Annotated in this window: 13 protein-coding genes and 1 pseudogene; 9 read left to right on the plus strand and 5 right to left on the minus strand. The window is 66.5% G+C overall.

Features of this window, described 5'->3' with window-relative positions:
* Window positions 1-95: 95 nt before the first annotated feature.
* Window positions 96-6,989 (plus strand): annotated as a pseudogene (locus HNP46_RS22690) (autotransporter domain-containing protein); the annotation flags it as partial.
* Between the two features lie 428 nt (window positions 6,990-7,417).
* Here the strand turns inward: HNP46_RS22690 and HNP46_RS22695 are convergent.
* Entirely contained in the window at window positions 7,418-8,605 is a 1,188-nt protein-coding gene (locus HNP46_RS22695) for a GGDEF domain-containing protein (protein WP_184593472.1), read from the minus strand.
* Window positions 8,606-8,909: 304 nt separating this feature from the next.
* Complete coding sequence (locus HNP46_RS22700; protein WP_184593474.1) at window positions 8,910-9,338, minus strand: hypothetical protein; 429 nt, start codon at window positions 9,336-9,338, stop codon at window positions 8,910-8,912.
* Window positions 9,339-9,595: 257 nt separating this feature from the next.
* Between HNP46_RS22700 and HNP46_RS22705 the strand changes: the two genes are divergently transcribed.
* The 7 genes from HNP46_RS22705 to HNP46_RS22735 all read left to right on the plus strand — a co-directional run bounded on the left by HNP46_RS22705 (window position 9,596) and on the right by HNP46_RS22735 (window position 16,307).
* Window positions 9,596-10,261 (plus strand): TetR/AcrR family transcriptional regulator, encoded by a 666-nt coding sequence (locus HNP46_RS22705; protein ID WP_184593476.1) that lies wholly within the window; start codon window positions 9,596-9,598, stop codon window positions 10,259-10,261.
* A 49-nt stretch (window positions 10,262-10,310) separates the two neighbouring features.
* Window positions 10,311-11,834, plus strand: a complete 1,524-nt coding sequence (locus HNP46_RS22710; protein ID WP_184593478.1) for an MDR family MFS transporter — start codon at window positions 10,311-10,313, stop codon at window positions 11,832-11,834.
* Window positions 11,835-12,112: 278 nt separating this feature from the next.
* A complete protein-coding gene (locus HNP46_RS22715) occupies window positions 12,113-13,207 on the plus strand; it encodes an NAD(P)-dependent alcohol dehydrogenase (protein ID WP_184593480.1) in 1,095 nt (364 codons plus the stop codon).
* Between the two features lie 242 nt (window positions 13,208-13,449).
* Window positions 13,450-13,920, plus strand: a complete 471-nt coding sequence (locus tag HNP46_RS22720; RefSeq protein ID WP_184593680.1) for a TonB-dependent receptor domain-containing protein — start codon at window positions 13,450-13,452, stop codon at window positions 13,918-13,920.
* A 173-nt stretch (window positions 13,921-14,093) separates the two neighbouring features.
* Entirely contained in the window at window positions 14,094-15,140 is a 1,047-nt protein-coding gene (locus HNP46_RS22725; protein ID WP_184593482.1) for a helix-turn-helix domain-containing protein, read from the plus strand.
* A 211-nt stretch (window positions 15,141-15,351) separates the two neighbouring features.
* Window positions 15,352-15,807: a hypothetical protein gene (locus tag HNP46_RS22730; RefSeq protein WP_184593484.1), complete on the plus strand. Its 456-nt coding sequence runs from the start codon at window positions 15,352-15,354 to the stop codon at window positions 15,805-15,807.
* Window positions 15,808-15,851: 44 nt separating this feature from the next.
* Entirely contained in the window at window positions 15,852-16,307 is a 456-nt protein-coding gene (locus tag HNP46_RS22735) for a hypothetical protein (protein ID WP_221455071.1), read from the plus strand.
* A 66-nt stretch (window positions 16,308-16,373) separates the two neighbouring features.
* Here the strand turns inward: HNP46_RS22735 and HNP46_RS22740 are convergent, their stop codons facing one another.
* The 3 genes from HNP46_RS22740 to HNP46_RS22750 all read right to left on the minus strand — a co-directional run bounded on the left by HNP46_RS22740 (window position 16,374) and on the right by HNP46_RS22750 (window position 18,696).
* Window positions 16,374-17,063 (minus strand): GNAT family N-acetyltransferase, encoded by a 690-nt coding sequence (locus HNP46_RS22740; RefSeq protein ID WP_184593486.1) that lies wholly within the window; start codon window positions 17,061-17,063, stop codon window positions 16,374-16,376.
* A 78-nt stretch (window positions 17,064-17,141) separates the two neighbouring features.
* Window positions 17,142-17,660, minus strand: a complete 519-nt coding sequence (locus tag HNP46_RS22745; protein ID WP_184593488.1) for a hypothetical protein — start codon at window positions 17,658-17,660, stop codon at window positions 17,142-17,144.
* A 61-nt stretch (window positions 17,661-17,721) separates the two neighbouring features.
* A complete protein-coding gene (locus HNP46_RS22750; RefSeq protein WP_184593490.1) occupies window positions 17,722-18,696 on the minus strand; it encodes a DMT family transporter in 975 nt (324 codons plus the stop codon).
* Between the two features lie 105 nt (window positions 18,697-18,801).
* Between HNP46_RS22750 and HNP46_RS22755 the strand changes: the two genes are divergently transcribed.
* Window positions 18,802-19,692: a LysR family transcriptional regulator gene (locus HNP46_RS22755; protein WP_184593492.1), complete on the plus strand. Its 891-nt coding sequence runs from the start codon at window positions 18,802-18,804 to the stop codon at window positions 19,690-19,692.
* The last annotated feature ends 176 nt before the right edge of the window (window positions 19,693-19,868 follow it).

The raw sequence follows: 19,868 nt of genomic DNA on the forward strand, positions 1-19,868 counted from the left end.
GAGGACTATGAAGCCCTGCTGCCCTGGATCCTCAACGCGACTGAGTAACTGCGCCTACTCGCATCGCAAGGACGTCGTCAATCAAGCGCTTACCCCTCAACAGCAGCACGTCGACCACCCTGAACAACGCCATCAACCTGAACGCCAACCTGACCGCCGGTGGCTCCAATGCGTTGACCCTTGGCGGGGTGATCAGCGGCAATGCCGGCCTGCTCAAGACCGGCCTGTCGAGCCTGACACTGAGCGGCAACAACAACTACAGCGGCAACACATCGCTGAGTGCCGGCTCACTGATTGTCGGCTCCAACACCGCACTGGGCACAGGCGTCCTGAACGCCGCCAGCGGTACCCAGCTCGATGCCAGCACTGCCACGTCGCTGGCGAACAACATCAACCTCGGTGGCAACCTGACCCTGGGGGGCAGCAATGCGCTGACCCTCGGTGGTGTCGTGGCCGGTGTCGGGGGGCTGGTCAAGAACGGATCCGCCGACCTGACGCTCAACGTTGCCAACACCTACTTCGGTAACACAGCGCTGAACGCCGGCAAGCTCATCGTCGGCAGCAATACAGCGCTGGGCACTGGTGCGCTGAACGCAGCGGCCGGCACCACGCTGGATACCAACACGGCGGTCAACCTGGGCAACGCCGTCAACCTCGCCGGCGCCCTGAATATCGGCGGTTCGGCTGATCTGTCACTGGCAGGGACGGTCAACGGCGCGGGCGGCCTGGTGAAAAATGGCGCGGCCAATCTGACGCTCAACGGTGCCAGCGGCTACCTCGGCGGTACTACGCTGAACGCCGGCAAACTGACCGTCGGCAACAGCTCGGCGCTGGGTTTGGGGGCTCTGACCGTTGGCGGCGCATCGACGCTGGACAGCAATTCGTCGCTGGTCAATCTCAACAATGGCGTCACCCTCAACGCCGGGCTCACCGTCGCTGGCTCCCAGGACCTGGCCCTGGGCGGCGTGGTCAGCGGCACAGGTGCGCTCATCAAGAATGGCGCGGCCAATCTGACCCTCAATGGCATCAACACCTTCCAGGGTGGCACCACGCTCAATGCCGGCACGCTGACCCTTGGCAATTCCGGTGCCCTGGGCAACGGCAAATTGACCGTTGGCGGGGCGGCGACGCTGGACAACAGCTCGCCTCTCGCCCTTGGCAACAACATTGACCTGAACGCCGACTTGTCTTTGGCTGGCAACAATTCCCTGGTGCTCGCAGGTTCGATCGGCGGCTCCGGCGGCCTGACCAAGAATGGCCTCGATGACCTCATGCTGGTGGGCAACAACACCTTCACGGGTGCACTGAATATCGCCTCCGGCAGCGTCACTACCCTGAGCAGCGGGGCGCTGGGCAACACCTCGGGGGTCGACATCAGCGCCGGTGCCAGCCTTAATCTCAACGGCAACGCGAGCGTGGGGCTGCTCAGCGGCAGCGGCAGCGTACAGACCGGTAGCGGCAGCCTGCTGACGGTGGGCAGCAGCAACGGCAACAGCACCTTCTCCGGCGATCTCAGTGGCAACGGCTCACTGAGCAAAATCGGCAGCGGTATCTTCACCCTCAGCGGGATCAACGGCATTACCGGCGACACCACGGTCGATGGCGGTACGCTGAACCTCAGCGGCTCGCTGGCCAGCTCGCAGCTCACCGTCAACAACGGCGCAACCCTGACCGGCACCGGCTCGGCACTCGGTGCGGTCACGGTCAATAATGGCGCTCACCTGGCGCTGTCGTCGGGCAATACCCTGAGTGCCGGTTCGCTGCTCCTCAGCTCCAACAGCAACGTCGACGTCACACTCGGTGCCCCGTCAACCACATCGTTGATGGATGTCAGCGGCAACGTGACCCTCGATGGCAAGCTCAATGTCACCGATGTCGGCGGTTTCGGCGCTGGCGTGTATCGCTTGTTCAACTACACCGGCGCCCTGGTCGACCAGGGCCTGGATGTGACCAGCGTGCCGGATGGTTTCGGCCTCAGCGACCTGTTGGTACAAACGGCGATCGGCAACCAGATCAACCTGCTGGTTTCGGCCCCGAATGCCAACATCCGCTTCTGGGATGGCAGCCAGACCATTCCCAACGGTGCGATCGATGGCGGCAGCGGCACCTGGAACGCCGGTGGCACCAACTGGACCAACGCCAACGGCACGCTCAACCAGACCTGGGCTGGCGACTTCGCCGTGTTCCAGGGCAATGCCGGCACCGTGTCGGTCAATGGCACGCAGCTGTTCACCGGCCTGCAGTTCGCTACCGATGGCTACAACCTGGTCAACGGCGTAGCGGGGCAGCTGACCGCCGTCAACGGCACTGCCGGTACCACGGCGGTGCGGGTCGATCCGGGGGTGACGGGCACCATTGGCGTCAACATCGATGGCAGCGGCATTCTCAACAAGCTCGACGCTGGCACCCTGGTGCTCAACGGCGCCAACAGCTACAGCGGCGGCACGCAACTGGACGGCGGCACTCTGGTCGTCGGCAGCAACAGCGCATTGGGCAGCGGCGCACTCACCGCCAACGCCGGCACGCAGCTGGACAGCAATACAGCAGTCACCCTGAGCAACGCCGCAACGCTCAACGGCAACCTGACGGTGCTCGGCAGTAATGCGCTGGCCCTCAACGGCGTGATCGGCGGCAGCGGTGGCTTGATCAAGAACGGTTCGGCCAGCCTGACCCTCGGCGGCAACAACGCCTTCCTCGGGCCGGTGGCCCTGAACGCGGGCAATCTGATTCTGGCGTCGAACAGCGCCCTGGGCTCGGCCACCCTGAACGCGGCGAACGGCACCACTCTGGATGCCAGCAGCGCCGTTTCAGCGAACAACGCAGTCAACCTGGCCGGTAACCTGGGCATTGTCGGCAGCGGCAACCTGACCCTGGCCGGCACCATCAACGGCGCCGGCAGCCTGACCAAGAACGGCGCGGGCAACCTGACCCTGAGCGGCAGCAACAACTTCCTCGGCGGCGTCACGCTGAACGCCGGCAGCCTGACCGCCGGCAGCAATACGGCACTGGGCCTGGGCAACCTCACCGTGGCGGGTGCTGCAGCGCTGGACAGCAATGGCGCGATGAGCCTGGGCAACAACCTGGTACTCAACGCCAACCTGACCAACACCGGCAGCAACGACCTGAGCCTGAATGGCGTCGTCAGCGGCACTGGCGGCCTGGTGAAAAACGGTGCGTCGAGCCTGACGCTCAACGGCATCAACACCTACAGTGGCGCCACCACGCTCAACGGCGGCACCCTGACCCTCGGCACCAGCGCCGCGCTGGGCAGTGGTGCGCTGACCGTGGCGGGGGCTTCGAGCCTCGACAACAGCGCACCGCTGACGCTGGCCAATGACATCAACGTCAACGCCAACCTGGGGCTGGCCGGCAACAACAACCTGAACCTGGCCGGCGTGATCGCCGGCGCCGGCACCCTGACCAAGCAGGGTCTGTCCGATGTGACGCTGAGCGGCAACAACACCTTCAACGGCACCTTCGATGTGCAGTCCGGCAGCCTGACCACCTTGAGCAGCTCGGCGCTGGGCAGCAACGCCGCGGTCAACCTTGGCGGCGGTGCAGTATTCAATCTGGGCGCCTCGGGCAGCCTCGGCGCGCTGACCGGCAGCGGTACTGCACTGATCGGCACCGGCACTACCCTGAGCGTTGGCAGCAACAACCAGAGCAGCACCTTTGCCGGTGCTCTCAATGGAATCGGCGCGCTGAGCAAACTCGGCAGCGACACCCTGACCCTGAACGGCATCAGCAATCTGACCGGCAACACCACGGTCAACGCCGGCACCCTGTTGGTCAACGGCTCGCTGGCGAGCGCCAACGTGCAGGTCAACAGCGGCGCCACACTGGGCGGCAGCGGCAGCCTGGGCGGTGCAGTCGACATCGCCGATGGCGGTCACCTGGCCCTGGCCACCGGCAGCACCTTGTCGGTGGATTCGCTGGTACTCAACGCCAACTCGAACCTCGACGTCGCGCTGGGCGCGCCAGTGAACGGCGGCGGCACAGGGCTGCTGAACGTGGGCGGCAACCTGACCCTCGACGGCACTCTCAATGTCAGCGACGCCGGTGGCTTTGGCAGCGGTGTGTACCGTCTCGCCAATTACGCCGGAGGCCTGACCGACAATGGCCTGCTGATCGGCAGCGTGCCAGGCAGCGTCATCCCCGGCGACCTGCAGCTGCAAACCGTCATCGCCAATCAGGTCAACCTGCTGGTCACCAGCCCCGGCGTCACCGTGCAGTTCTGGGACGGCAGCCAACTGGCGGCCAACGGCGCTATCGACGGCGGCAGCGGTACCTGGAGCGCCGGCAACACCAACTGGACCCGCGTCGACGGCGCGCTGAACCAGTCCTGGGCCAACAGCTTCGCGGTATTCCAGGGCAGCGCCGGCAGCGTGACGGTCGACGGCACGCAGAACATCACCGGCCTGCAGTTCGTCACCGATGGCTACAGCCTGCAGAGCGGTGCGGCCGGGGCCTTGAATCTGCTGAACGGCTCACTCGGTAACGCCACGGTGCGGGTCGACCCGAACGTCACCGCCACCCTCGGCGTGGCGCTCACCGGCAGCGGCACCCTGGGCAAGTACGACAGTGGCACCCTGGTGCTCACCGGCAACAACAGCTACAGCGGCGGCACCGCGCTCAATGGCGGCAAGCTGGTCGTGGGTAACGCTGGCGCGCTGGGCAGCGGCGCCCTGACCGCGGCCGCTGGCACCCACCTGGACAACAGCTCGGCGCTGGCCCTGAACAACGCCGTGGTACTCAACGGTGGGTTGACCCTCGACGGTAGCCACGACCTGACCTTGGCTGGCGTGGTCAGCGGCAATGGCTCGCTGACCAAGCAGGGCGGCAGCACCCTGACGCTCAATGGCGTCAACACATACAGCGGCGGCACCCAGCTCAACGGCGGCACGCTGGTACTGGGCAACGCCGACGCGCTGGGCAGCGGCAGCCTGACCGTGGCGGACGGCACCACCCTGGAGAACAGCGCAGCCCTGACAGTGAGCAACGCGGTATCGCTCAACGGCGATCTCGCCCTCGCTGGCAGCCATGACCTGACCCTGGCCGGCGCCATCAGCGGCAACGGCTCGCTGACCAAGCAAGGCGCCAGCGACCTTACCCTGAGCGGCAACAACAGCTTCAGCGGCATGCTCAACGTGCTCGCCGGCTCCCTGACCCTGAGCGGCACCAATGCCCTGGGCAATGCCCTGCTGAACGTCGGCAGCGCTGCCGACGTTGCCCTTGGCGGCTCGACCGTGCTCGAAGCACTGAGCGGCTCGGGCGACCTCAGCCTCGCTTCGGGCAGCCAGCTGCAGGTCGGCAGCAACGACGCCAATAGCACCTACGACGGCACCCTGAGTGGCGCCGGCAGTCTGACCAAGACCGGCAAGGGCAAACTGGTGCTCAACGGCCAGTCGAGCATTGGCGGCGGCACCCAGGTCAACGCCGGTAGCCTGGTGGTCGGCGGTGCACGCGGCAGCAGCGCGACTCTGGCCAGCGATGTGCAGGTCGCCAGCGGCGCATTGCTCGGTGGCCACGGCACCATCATCGGTGATGTCGGCGTTGCCAATGGCGCGACCCTCAACCCGGGCAACTCCATCGGCACGCTGCACGTGAACGGCGACGTCAACCTGGCTGCTGGCTCAAACCTGGAAATAGAAGCCAATCCTGACGGCAGCTCGGACCAGCTCATCGCCACCGGTACCGTCAGCGTCGCCGGCGCCAATCTCAAGCTGCTCGCCGGTGCCGGTGACTGGGCGCCCAGCACCAGCTACGGCATCATCCAGGCCGCCGCACTCAACGGGACATTCGCCAGCGTCAGCAGCAACCTGGCGTTCCTCACACCGGAGCTGGCCTACAGCGCGACCGGCGTGCAACTGACCCTGGAGCGCAACGAAGTCAGCTTTGTCTCGGTCGGCCGTACCTACAACCAGCGCGCAGCCGCCGCTGGCGTCGAGTCGCTGGGCTCGGGGAGCCTGTATAGCGCCATCAGTGCGCTCACTGCCGAGCAGGCGCAGGATGCCTACGACAGCCTTTCCGGCGAGCTGCATGCCAGCACGCAAGGCGCTCTGTTCGATGACAGCCGTTACCTGCGCGATGCCGTTGGCCAACGCCTGCGTGCGGCCCAGGGACAGGCCTCGACTGACGCCATTCTGCACACCGACGCCGACAGCGGCATGACCTTCTGGCTGCAAGGCTACGGCGGCTGGGGCGACAATAGCGGCAACAGCAATACCGCGCGCCTGGATCACGACAGCCGCGGCACCCTGCTGGGTATCGACCTGCCAGTGAACGACAACTGGCGCATCGGTGTGGCGGCGGGCTATGGCACCAGCAAGCTCGACGTCGACGCGCGCAACTCCTCGGCCGAGATCGACAGCACCTCGCTGACGCTGTTCGCTTCCGGCCAGTGGGACGCCATCAACCTGCGCCTGGGTGCCTCGCATGCCTGGAACGACATCGACAGCAGCCGTCACGTCCAGGCCGGCGGTATCGCCGAGCACGACAAGGCCAGCTACGACGCCAACACCAGCCAGGTCTTCGGCGAACTGGGCTACGCCATCGCCGCCGGCGACTTCACCCTGGAGCCTTTCGCCGGCCTGGCCCACGTCAAGGTCGACAGCGACAGTTTCAAGGAGCACGGCGGCAGCACCGCTCTGCGCAGCGACAGCGAGAAGGACGAGGTGACCTACGGCACCCTCGGCCTGCACGCCTCGACGGCGCTGACCACGGTGGGTTCGGTGCCGCTCGCGCTGCAAGGAACGCTGGGCTGGCAGCATGCCTTCGACGACCTCGATCCGAAGCGCCAGCTGTCGTTTGCCGGTGGCGACTCGTTCACCGTCAAGGGCACGCCGCTGGCGCAGGACACCGCACTGGCGGAACTGGGCGTGACGGCGCAGGTCGCCAGTGGCACCACGGTGGGCCTGGGGTATTCCGGGCAATTCGGCGACGGCTACAAGGACAACGGCATTCGCCTGGGGCTGAATGTGAGCTTCTGAGCCCGACTCGTTAAGCGCCCGCTACGGGCCGGCAGCTGACTCAGGAGAGAGGTCTTCACTCGTGCTCGGTGCTCGTAGCGGACAACGTGGCTGACGCTGCAAGGGCTGTCGGCCATGCGCAACGGTGGGGGTGCGCCTCGCTCCGGGAGAACTGTGCCGTGAAGCAGCGGCCGCTTCTGGCGCCGCTCCGAATGCCATCGGGAAGCCGGCCTTGCCGTGCCGATGGCAGGCGGGGTGTCGAGCGCCGCCGGTTCTGTAGCGAGCGGAGATGCCCGCTCGAAGTCGGGGTTGAGTCTACGCCGACGAAGTCCGGGCAGCTCTACAGGTAACGCACGTTCTTCCAGCAGTCACCGGTGCTTGGTTGGCCGCTCTGGCTGGCCGGCGCGGCTGGCTCGCGCGGCCGGACAGACGATGCGCCGCGGGTCTGATCAACCCCGCGCAGCCGTTGCGGACTCGGGGGAGTGCCGGTCGGCAACACGATTGCGCCCCGCGCTCTTGCCGCGGTACAGCGCGGCATCGGCCTGCTGCAGGTAGTCGTCGAAGGCGTAGGGGTTGTCGAAGGCCTCGGAGACGCCGAGCGTGGCGGTGCAGCGGATCGGCTGAGCGGGGCCGATGCCGGGCATTTCGCTGTGCTCGATGGCCGTGCGGATGCGCTCCGCCAGGTGCAGGGCGCCGTTGTCGTCGGTGCCGAAGGCGACCAGGACGAACTCTTCGCCACCCAGGCGGCAGATCAGGTCACCCTGGCGAGCCGTGGCCTGGAGGACGCCGGCGACATGGCACAGCACCAGGTCGCCCACCTTGTGTCCATGGGTATCGTTGATCCGCTTGAAGTGGTCGATATCCACGATCACCAGGTAGGCCGGCCCCGCGCTGGCCGAGTCGAAGTGCGCCTTCAGCCCCTCGGTCAGCCCGCGCCGGTTCAGCAGCCGGGTGAGCGGGTCATGGGCGGCCATCCTGCGCAGTTCGTCGGTGAGGCGGCGCAGCACCAGCCAGACGGCGCAAGGCGGAAGCACGGTGCCGAGGAAGGACATGTAGAGGTAGAAGACCTTCTGGAAGCCACTGTCCATATCCAGCGCGGCCAGGCCGTGCTGGAGGATCATCACGAACTTCGCGGCGTTCAGCACGCAGATGCCGCCGATCAGGACGGCCGATACCAGCATCTCCACCCGCAGGTCGCGAGCGACGCTGCGTCGGGCCAGCAACACGGCGATGGTCATGCCCAGGAAGAGCAGGGCGCACGACGCTGCCAGCAGTGCATGGCGCGCGGCGCCGCCGAGCGTCGATTGCACCACGACCTGCAGAACCGTGTAGACCAGCGCCAGGCTGAGCAGGGGCCGCCACACCGCGGTCGGCCGATCGAAGAAGCGCATCGCGCCCAGGACGTAGGCGACCGGGGCGCAAAGCGTCATCGTGTGGTTGACCAGGCTCAGCGCGTCCCCGCTGGCAGAGCCGCCGATCAACTGCAGGATGTAGGCGAGCCCGAGCAGCAGATTGCCCAGGGCGAAGACTTCCATGCCCATTTTCCGGCCGTTGAGCCGGGTGCTGATCAGCAGGAACATCACGCAGAAGCACAGCAGGTGCACGCAGAGCATGCTGAGGATGACAGTGGAGACCATGGGTTCGCGTCGCTGAAGGCACTGCAAAAGGGAGGCGAATGCAGGAGCAGGGGGGAACGCGCGGGCTGATTCCCTGGCCGCCTCCCCACCCAGCGCTGCAGTCGCGGGCCCCGGCACCTAAGCACATGCGCCAGGGGAAGGCAATCCGCTATCACGGGCAAGGTCGAGGCGTCAGCGCGTGCGGGCGTGCAATGCCTGACGCATTGGCGCCGCCCGTACAACGCGCGGGGCAGGGCGCTGGGCCCTGGCCAGCGGCAGTTGCGGTTCGCCGGACCGACCCGCCAGCCGATGCGCCTCGATCCGCCTACTGCTTCGGATAGGCAAACGAGTAGGAATTGCAGGCGTCGCCCACGCTTTTCCAGGTCTTGAAATCGGTGATGACGTTCTGCGCATTGAAGGTCAGCTCCAGCCGGCATTCCTTGCCGTAGGTTTCCTCATAGGAGTGGGGCGTCACCATGACGCCGCCGGGAGTGGGGCCGGCGGACAGTTCGTTGTAGCCCTGGGTGCGGGTGAACTGTTCGCTGTAGATCCAGCGGGCCACCGAGTTGTTCTGCGCGTCCTTCACCACATCGCTGGGCTCGCCGAAGGTGTCCACCGCTTCCTGCAGCGGGCGGCCCTCCCAGTCGGCGGCGTCCATGAGGTCCGGGATACCCTGGAAGTAGTGGGAGCAGCCGGCCAGCAGGGTGACGCCAAGGCCGAGGGCGGCGTGGAGCAGCAACGATCTTGCAGACATGAATGATCCTTCATCGAATGTGAGCGATACGGGCTACAGGGTAGGGAGTTGACGGCCAGTGGTCCGTGCATTGGTCAGCGGATTCTGCCATTCGCCGATAGACAGCCCCACCTGCCGGTGGAGTTCCCTTCATCGCGAGCGGCCTGAAACCTGCCAGCGCAGTGGCTTTGCGTTCGTCGTGATTTCTAAATTTAAATTGAATTTAGAATATGGCGAGCGCAAGCTGCCGTTCATTGTCCGCTCCAGCAGGAAATACCATGGCCATCCGCGAGTCCCGCAAAGACGGTGAAGCGACCCGCATGCGCATCCTCGAAGCCGCCGGCGAGCTGTTCTCGGCCCTGGGCTTCGGCGAAACCAGCAACAAGGCGGTGGCCGCCAGGGCGGAAGTCGACCTGGCGTCGATCAACTACCACTTCGGCAGCCGCAACGGCCTCTACCAGGCGGTGCTGGGCGAGGCCCGGCGGCGCTTTCTCGATATCGCCGACCTGCAGCGGATCATCCAGGGCGAGCAACCGGCGCCGGAGAAGCTGCGCGCACTGACCGAGCTGGTGGTGCGCAAGGCGGCGCGGGGCCGCGAGAGCTGGCACCTGCGGGTGCTGGCGGCCGAGGCCCTGGCGCCCAGCAGTCACGGCCAGGAGGTGCTGCATCCGCAGAAGGCCCTGAAGCTGATGCTGCTCAAGCAATTGTTCAGCGAGCTCACCGGGATACCGAGCGACGACCCCACCCTGATGCCCTGCATTCTCAGCGTGACCGCGCCCTGGGCCATGCTGCTGATCGGTCCGCGCGGCGGCCAGGGTGCCCTGCGCGACACCCTCGACCTGCCTGTCGAGGTGATCACCGCCCAGCTCTACAGCTTCACCCTGGCCGGCCTGACGGAAGTCGGCCGGCAGTACCGCCAGCGCGCCGCTGGCGCGGACGCCTGAGTCCGCCTTCCACGCCCTCACACGACGCTTCAACCCAGCAGGTCAGACCATGCCTTCGGCCGCCGATCAGAGCCTGGTGTCGAGCGCGAGTCCCGCGCTCGACACCAGCACACGTCCTTCCATCCCGCTGTTGCTGGCAGCCCTGCTGCTGGTGATGTTCCTCGCGGCGCTGGACCAGACCATCGTCTCCACCGCGCTGCCGACCATCGTCGGCGAGCTGGGCGGCCTGCACCTGCTGTCCTGGGTGGTGACCGCCTACCTGCTGGCGTCCACCGTGGTGGTGCCGCTGTATGGCAAGTTCGGCGACCTGTATGGCCGCAAGCGCGTGCTGCAGACCGCCATCGTGCTGTTCCTGCTGGGCTCGGTGCTGTGCGGGCTGGCGCAGAACATGACCCAGCTGATCCTCCTGCGCGCGCTGCAGGGGCTGGGCGGCGGCGGCCTGATGGTGGTGGCGATGGCGGCCATCGGCGACGTCATTCCTCCCGCCGAGCGCGGCCGCTACCAGGGGCTGTTCGGCGGTGTGTTCGGCCTCGCCACCGTGGTCGGCCCGCTGGTGGGCGGCTTCCTCGTCGAGCACCTGTCCTGGCGCTGGATCTTCTACATCAACCTGCCGCTGGGGCTGCTCGCGCTGTTGGTGATCGGCAGCGCGTTCCGTCCCCACGTTGCGCGGGTGAAGCATGTCATCGACTACTTCGGCGCCTTCTTCCTGACCCTGGCGCTGGCCTCGCTGGTGCTGATCACCAGCCTGGGCGGCAGCACGCTGAGATGGATGTCGGTCGATATGTTCTGCCTGGCGCTGTTCGCCGTCGTCGGCTTGATCGGCTTCGTCACCGAACAGCGGGTCGCCGCCGAGCCGATCATGCCGCTGCACCTGTTCCGCCATCGGACCTTCGTGCTTGCCGGACTGATCGGCTTCACCGTGGGCGTGTCGCTGTTCGGCTCGGTGACCTTCCTGCCGCTGTACCTGCAGGTGGTGAAGGACGCCACGCCGACCAGCGCCGGCCTGCAGATGCTGCCGCTGATGGGCGCCATGCTGGTGGTCTCGGCGATCACCGGCCGGCTGATCAGCCGCTTCGGCCGCTACCGGCTGTTCCCGATCCTCGGCACCCTGCTGCAGGCGATCGCCCTGGGGCTGCTCAGCCGCCTCGACCTGCACTCGTCGATGTTGCAGATGAACCTGTGCATGGCCCTGCTCGGCGTCGGCCTGGGCATGGTGATGCAGGTGCTGATCCTGGCGGTGCAGAACAGTGTCGAGTTCCGCCACATGGGCGTGGCTACCTCCGGCGCGACCCTGTTCCGTTCCATCGGCGGCTCCATCGGCGTTTCGGCATTCGGTGCATTGTTCTCCCATGAGCTGATCAGCCGGCTTGCCAGCAGCTTCCCGGCCAGCGCCGGGTCGCCGGCCAACCTGTCGCCGGCCGCCGTGCATGCCTTGCCGGCAGCGTTGCAGCAGGCCTACCTGGAGGCTTTCTCCGGGTCGATGCACGGGGTGTTCCTGGTGGCTTGCCTGGTCAGCAGCGTGGCTTTCGCGCTGTCCTGGCTGCTCACGGAAGTGCCGCTGCGCAAGGCTTGAACCTGGCAGCCGGACGCTTCGTCAGGGCGGCGCTCGACGGCCTTGCTTTCGTGGCAGAACGGTCAATGCTCAAGCGGCCTCCGACGATCTGCGCAGTACGGCTGCGGCGGTGGGCGAGGGCAGAGGGCGGGCGGATCGATACGCAGGCTTTCCCCGGCAGTTGATATGCATCAACCGTGATTCTCCGTCGACAAGCACACTGGACCGGCTCGGCCGAGGCTGCACAGCGCCCTCGGCCAGGCTGCATCCAAGCGCAATTCCTGCAAGGAGAAAGAACGATGGCAATGATGAAAGCGGCGATCTTCGTGGAGCCGGGACGAATCGAACTGGCGGACAAGCCCATCCCGGAGATCGGCCCCAACGACGCGTTGATCCGCATCACCACCACCACCATCTGCGGCACCGACGTGCACATCCTCAAGGGCGAGTACCCGGTGGCCAAGGGGCTGACCATCGGCCACGAGCCGGTGGGCATCATCGAGAAGCTCGGCAGCGCGGTGAAGGGCTACCGCGAGGGCCAGCGGGTGATCGCCGGGGCCATCTGCCCGAACTTCAATTCCTATGCCGCCCAGGATGGCGTGCCGTCTCAGGATGGCAGCTACCTGAACGCCGACGGGCGTTGCTCCTGCCACGGCTACAAGGCCACCGCCGGCTGGCGCTTCGGCAACCTGATCGACGGCACCCAGGCCGAATACGTGCTGGTGCCGGACGCCGAGGGCAACCTTGCACCGATCCCCGACAGCCTCACCGACGAACAGGTGCTGATGTGCCCGGACATCATGTCCACCGGCTTCAAGGGCGCCGAGAACGCCAACATCCGCATTGGTGACACCGTGGTCATCTTCGCCCAGGGTCCTATCGGCCTCTGCGCCACTGCTGGCGCGCGGTTGCTGGGTGCCTCGACCATCATCGCGGTGGACGGCAACGAACATCGTCTGGGTATCTCGCGCAACATGGGCGCCGACATCACCCTGGACTTCACCCGCTGCGACGTGGTGGTGGAGGTGATGAAGATCACCGGCGGCCGTGGCGCGGATTCGTCCATCGAGTGCCTGGGGCTGCCGAGCACCTTCGAGCAGGCCATGAAGGTGCTCAAGCCGGGGGGCACGCTGTCCAGCCTGGGGGTGTATTCCCAGGACGTGCACATCCCGCTTTCGGCCTTCGCCGCCGGCCTGGGCGACCACCGCATCAACACCGCGCTGTGCCCCGGCGGCAAGGAGCGCATGCGCCGGCTGATGAGCATCATCGAGTCCAATCGCGCTGACTTCGGCTCGCTGGTCACCCACCACTACGCCCTCGACGACATAGTCGCGGCCTACGACCTGTTCGCCCACCAGCGCGACGGTGTGCTGAAGATCGCCATCAAGCCCTGACTGCCCGGCCGCGCACCAGCGAGTCCCCCGCAGGGGGGCTGGCTGGTCGATTTCCTGGAGGGCTGGCGGTTCTCCGGCAGCTTCGTCCAGGGCAGTTCCAACGGCCAGATCCCTCTGCTGGTGGACCTCAGGACTGACCATGTGAGCCGACTGTTCGAGAGTGGCTCACTCCCGGTTTATCTCGCAAAGCGCTTTGGCGCTTCCTTCCCCTACCACGGCCGGGCCCGGTCCGCGACCCTGATCTGGCGGACGCGCCGCTGGAAGGCACCAGCAAGGAAGTCGGCATCAAGGGCAGCCTGCTCGACAGCCGCATGAGCGTCAGCGCCGCACTGTTCAAGACCGAGCAGCGCAACGTCCAGGAATACGCAGGATTGGTGGATGGCCACTACGTCTACAAGGGCGTCGACAACAAGAGCAAGGGCATCGAGTTGCAGGCCTCCGGCGAGGCGCTGCCGGGGCTGCCGCAGGTCAAGGTCGGCTCCCGTGTCAGCTGGCAGAGCGGCGTCGAAAGCGACACCTACAGCGCCGTGCGGCAGAGCGCCTATGCACTGGTCGACCTGATGACCCGCTATGACATCGGCTCGAACTGGAGCACCTCGCTGAACCTGAACAACCTCACCGACCACAAATACCTGCTCTCGCTGGAAAGTGGCAGCACCTCCAACTACGGCGCCCCGCGCAACCTCACCGCCTCGGTGACCTGGAAGTATTGACCGGCGAACTTCGTCGGGCGCGCTGAGCACGTGCCCGGCGAAGGTGGCGGCAGCGCGTCGCCTGGCGTTAGAATTTTTCGCTTGTGGACGGCTTTCGGCACCCCGGCCGGTCGCTCGTCCCCGTGGCCCCTCAGCTGGTCTTCGCGGGGCGCTGTCACGAAAGCGGAGTATTCATGGAACATCCGGTCTTCACGTTCAGCACCCAGCCGTACCCGCAGAAGTCGCGTTTCGAAGTCTGGCGCGAAGAGGTCAACGCCATCTTCGACATCAACATCGGCGCACCGCAGTCCGCGGCCTTCAATTACCACCTCGCCACCAGCTACGTCGGTTCGCTGCTGATGGGCTGCGGCACCTGGCAGGGCGAGGGGCAGCCGGTGTACTACGACGTCAAGCGCCCGCTGCAGATGATCCGCCGCGACGGCCTCGACCACTATTATCTGTGCCTGAGCCTGTCGCATTCCATCAGCGGTGCCGCCGGCCGCGCCAGCCTCAACGCCGGCAGCTCGCAGATCTACGTGCTCGACCTGGCCCGCGAACTGGACAGTGTGATCGCTGCCGGCGATACCATCATCCTGACCATTCCCCGCGACCTGCTCAGCCCCCGGCTGGGGCACAAGGGCTTCCACGGGATGGTGCTGCAGGGTGGGCTGGGCGAATTGCTGGGCGACCACATGCGCGCCCTGCGCCAGCGCCTGCCCAGCTTCACCCCGGAGGACATCCCCCACGTGCAGCAGGCCACCCTGGCGCTGGTCGCGGCGGCGATGGCGCCGGGGCTGGCGAACCTGGAAAGCGCCGAGGCGGCGATCGACCACAACCTGTTCAACCGTGCCCGCCAACTGGTCGAGCAGCAGCTACAGAGCCCCGAGCTGACGCCGGACTTTCTCTGCCGGCGGCTGGGCATCTCGCGGGCGCGGCTGTACCGGTTGTTCGCTCAGGAGTCGGGGGTGGCGGCCTACGTCCAGCTGCGCCGGCTGAGCAAGGCCCACGAGTTGCTGCAGGCCGACCTGGGCCGGCAGCACCGGGTATCGGCCCTGGCATTCCGGTTCGGCTTCAAGAGCGACGCGCATTTCAGCCGCACTTTCAGGGCGGCGTTCGGTTACTCGCCCACCGAGGCGCGGGACCTGGCGCTGGCCGGCCAGCAGAGCGAGCGTCCGCAGCCGGTGCATGCCCAGCACCGCACCTCGTTGCACAGCGTGCTGAGCCGGATGAAGACCGGCTGAGACGCCCAGGCAAGAGTCCGAGACGCCCAGGCAAGAGATTCCCCTGCGCGCAAAACCCCGCTCCCTATAATCGGTTTCAGATGATTTCAGGGTTATCCGGCGGGCTTTTTCCGGGTGATCCAGGCCATTCCCCGAACCTTCCCTGCCCCGGACAAACGTCCGGCAATGGGCGGTGCCTGGGAGTTGCAGACGCTGGTTGAAGGATTATCCCTTGCGCAATGGATTGCACCCTTTCCTCGGTATTCCCTGTCTGGCGATCCTGTCGGGATGCAGCAACGGGAAATTCGATACCGCCAACCTCTTCCCGAGCATTCCGGACGTGATCAACGCCCGCAACTGGGAAGGGCAGCCGCTGCAGAGCGCCGTGGCCGAGTTCGGCGAGCCGACCGATTTCGTCGAGGATTCCAGCGGCCATCCGGTGGCGCGCTGGCGCTACATCCGTACCTGGTCCTCGAGCACCAGCTACAACACCCTCTCCGCCGGCCCTGGGCCCGGAGGCGTAACCGTCACTCCCAACAGCGTACAGAGCTCCAGCCCTCTGGAAAGCCGGCTGGAGCTGAGCTTTGAGCGGGGCGGGGACCAGAGCAACACCATCACGAACTTCAAGACGTGGAAAAGCTACCCGGGCGGCTGCAACGACTATTCGTTCGCGCGGCCCGGCAGCTGATGCCATTCCCTGTTCGACGACCCAGCAAAACCATGGAGTTCAACATGCCCGTGCCTTTCGTGAAATTCAGCTTTCTCGCCATCGCCCTGCTGACGGCCGCCGGGTGCAGCACCCTGGGCGGCGGCGAGGACAAGTTCAATGATGCCTATGTGCGCTCGCACGTCATCCCGCACAAGACCACGCTGAACGAGATCCAGGCCATGTACGGCTCGCCGGATACGCGCAACAGCCGCAGCGACGGCAGCCTGTCGCTGACCTATCACAAGCGCAGCGCCGGCGATCAGCTGAACTCGCTGTACAACCTCGCCGGCAGCATCCCCGGCGGCGACAAGGTGTCGTCGGCCCTGGCCGATGCCAAGGGCAAGGGCTACAACAGCAACAACCTGGACCGCGCGAGCAACTCCCTCGGCGAGCTGACCGGCAACCAGCAGGGCAGCATCAGCAATTCCCTGTCGATCGATTTCGACAAGGACAGCGTGGTCACCAACTGGTCGTTCTGAAACGGCTCGGCTTGAGCCTGGCGCGCTCCGGCCCGGTGGCGGGCGGGAGCGCAGTAGAGTGGGGTATCAGTGCAGGGTCGGGAAGCGTTCCTGCACCAGCTGCTGCGCCTGCCAGGTCATCTGGTCGAGCAGGCGGTCGCGCTTGCGCTCGGCGTCGCTCATGGCCTTGGCGCCGTTCTGCTTGAGCAGATAGGCGTGGATCTGCCGCACTTCCCTGGTCTGGTAGATCGGCGCCAGGTCCTGCACCGCCACCATGCCGTCGGAGCGCTGCGCACGGGTGTTGAGCAGCACGTGGGGCCCCTGGGCCGCCAGCACGCGGAAGCCCAGCGCCTCGAAGACCGGCACCTTGCCTGCGGCGCAGGCCAGCTCCGCATGGGGCCGGTGTTCGAGCATGCGCTGCAGCAGGGCGCGGGCGATGCCCTGGCGGCGGTGGCTGGCGCTCACCGCCAGATAGGCCAGGGTGCAGGCCTGCTCATCGTCCGGGCTGGGCAGGTACAGGGCGAAGCCCAGCACCTGCGACGGGTCTTCGTCGTCCAGTGCCAGCAGCAGCCGGGTGCCGCTCGGGTTCGAGCCGTCCATGGCCTGCAGGTACAGGTGGACCTCGAAGCCGATCACGTACTGGTAGAGCTGGAACAGCGGGTTGCTGGGCGTCAGCGGCACCGGGCTGATGTCGCTGAAGTAGTCCACCACCATCTGCAGCACCTGGCTCTTCAGGGACTCGGGTGGCGGGTTGTCGAGACTTGCGAGGGTGAACATCGGTAGAACGGGCTCCGGGCTTGCCCGACCGCGGCGGGTCGGCAGGGGCGCCATTGTAACCCCTGCCGGCGCGAACCTTCAGTGGCTCTCCTGCAGCCTTACCGACGGCGAGCCTTCCAGGCTCAGGTGGATCACCCCGGCGCGGCTGGGGAAGTTCGGCGAATCGTCGTCGGTGTTTTCCAGCACCGGGACGTCGATGCGCGTTCGCTCCGGCGTCGGCTCGCCGACCAGACGTGCATCCAGTCTGTCGATTGCACGCCAGCCGCCACCGCCGATGACCAGCGCATCGAGCAGGGTGTAGTGGACCACGCCTTCCTCGTTGGCGCTGGGGGTGAAGGCGGCGAGGTACTGGCTGTAGTTGTTGCCCATGTCGAAGCCTTCGATGGTGAACACCGCCAGGATGATCTCGCTGCCCTGGCCGGTCTTCAGGGTCTGCACCCGCGTCGCTTCGGGATAGCCGGTGGCGAAGCCGTCCTTGAACAGTTCCACCAGGCGGGCGACCTGTTCTTCCAGGGGCTTGGGAATGGCTTGCGGTTCGCCGGCGTGGGCGAGGGTGCAGGCCAGGAGCAGGCAGGCGGGCAGCAGGCGCAGTTTCATCGGGCAACATCCGTGTCGGTGCAGAAGAGGCTGACGATGTTAGCCGCCAGCCTCGAAATTGCTACCGAGCCGTTGGCAGTTTTTCCGCCTCGCTGGCACTGGCGTCGCGCGGCGCCGCGGCTTTGGCACCGGACAGCCGCGACACGCCCAGGAGCACCAGCGCGAGGCCGGCGATCTGGTACAGCGTGATCGCCTCGTTGAGCAGCGCCCAGGAGGCGAACACCGTCAGCACCGGGCCGAGATTGCCGAAGGCCGCCGCGTGGGTGGCGCCCATGCGCTGGATCGCCAGGGCCATCCAGTAGATCGGCAGCACGGTGGAGACCAGCGCCATCAGCGCCCCGTAGACCCACACCGAGACGGGCAGGGCGGCCAGCTGGTGGACGTCGCCGGTCACCGCGTAGTGCATCAGCACCATCAGTGAGGAGGCGATGCCGGCGAGCCCGGAGAGGCGCATGGAGCCGACGCGCTGGATCACCGCGGCGGTGCCGATGTAGTAGATGGCATAGGTGACGGCGCTGGCGAAGACCCAGATGGCGCCCAGCAGGATCTGCCCGTCGCTGCCTTCCACGCGGATGTCGTGCACCAGGGCGATGCCCAGGCCGGCGTAGCACAGCGCCATCGCCGCCAGGGTGCGCGAGCTGGGGCGCTCGCGGGTCATGGCCATCTGCAGCAGGAGGACCAGCGTCGGGTAGGTGAACAGGATCAATCGCTCGAGCCCGGCGCTGATGTACTCCAGGCCATAGAAGTCGAACAGGCTCGACAGGTAGTAGCCGACCAGCCCGAGCAACAGGATGCGCGCACCGTCGCCCGGCGACAGTCGCGCCTGCCCGGTGCCGCGGCTGAACCACAGCAGCCAGAGGAACAGCGGCAGCGCAAGGCCCATGCGGATGGCCAGCACCGTCACCGCGTCGACGCTGGCGGCGGCATAGGAGAGCTTGACGAAGACAGCCTTGAGGCTGAAGCCGGTGGCCGACAGCACGGCGAAGAACACGCCGTTTTGCAAGCTGCGGTGGTACAGGGAAGTCAGATTGTTCATCTCGGCGGGCAGGCAGGGCAGGGGAAAGTCTTTATTCTAGAGAGAAGGCCGTCTCGCCAGAATCCCAGTTTGGCGAAGAGGGCTTTCACTTCTGGAGAACGCCAAGTGTATTTCGATCTCGCCGACCTGCGCCTGATCTGCGCCATCGCCAGCACCGGCAGCCTGAGCAAGGCCGCGGCTTCGGTACCGGTGGCGGTATCGGCGGCGAGCAACCGCCTGCGCCAGTTCGAGGAGCGCTGCGGCCTGGCGCTGTTCACCCGGCACAGCGACGGCATGAGCCCGACGCCGGCCGGGCGCCTGGTGCTGGAGGCCGGCCAGCGCGTGCTGCGCGAGGCCCAGCAGCTGCGCGACATGCTGCAGGAGCTCAAGGGCGAGAAACGCATCACCCTGCGCCTGGGTGCCTCCACGGTGGCCAACAGCACTTTCCTGCCGACCGCCCTCGGGCCGTTCCTGGCTGACTACCCGCAGGTGGACCTGGAACTGATCGAGCAGAACAGTCGCGACGTGCTGCGTGCGGTGCAGGAGGGTGGCGTCGATATCGGCGTGTACGACGGCAACCTGCCCACCACCGGCCTGCTGTCGCTGCCGTTCCGCCAGGACAAGCTGGTGCTGCTGGTGCCCCATGACCACCCGCTCGCCAGCCAGCGCCTGCCCAGCCTGCGCGATGCGCTGAGCTTTCCGTTCGTTGGCCTGCCGGCCGAGCGCGCCATGCAGCGCTTCGTCGAAGCAATGGCGGTGCGCAACGCGATGCCGCTGAAGGTGCGTGTGCGCGCTCCCAGCTTCGACGCCATCGCCCAGCTGGTCGCCCAGCGCGTGGGCGTGTCCATGCTGCCCGAGGCGGCGGCCACGCGGTTGGCGCAGGAGCTGCCGGTCAGCGTGGTGCCCCTGGAAGACGCCTGGGCCACCCGCGAGCTGCGCCTGTGCGTGGCGAGCTGGGATGCCCTGTCCTCCCATGCGCGGCAGCTGGTGACCTACCTGATGGGCGAGGGGCGCTGACTCCTCCGTTCACCGCCCTCGTTTCCCAGCGGTTTTTCGCTTGCAGATTTCCGCCTGCAGTCTGCCGCAACCTCCTTCATACATTTGTACAGCGCCGTCTCCGCGGGCTTTGATTTCGTCGATGTTCAGCCGCCAGGCGCGTCCCTAATCTCCGGGGCAGGCGGCGTTGATGACGA

The sequence above is a fragment of the Pseudomonas nitroreducens genome, from assembly GCF_014204515.1.
Classification (GTDB): Bacteria; Pseudomonadota; Gammaproteobacteria; order Pseudomonadales; family Pseudomonadaceae; genus Pseudomonas; species Pseudomonas nitritireducens_A.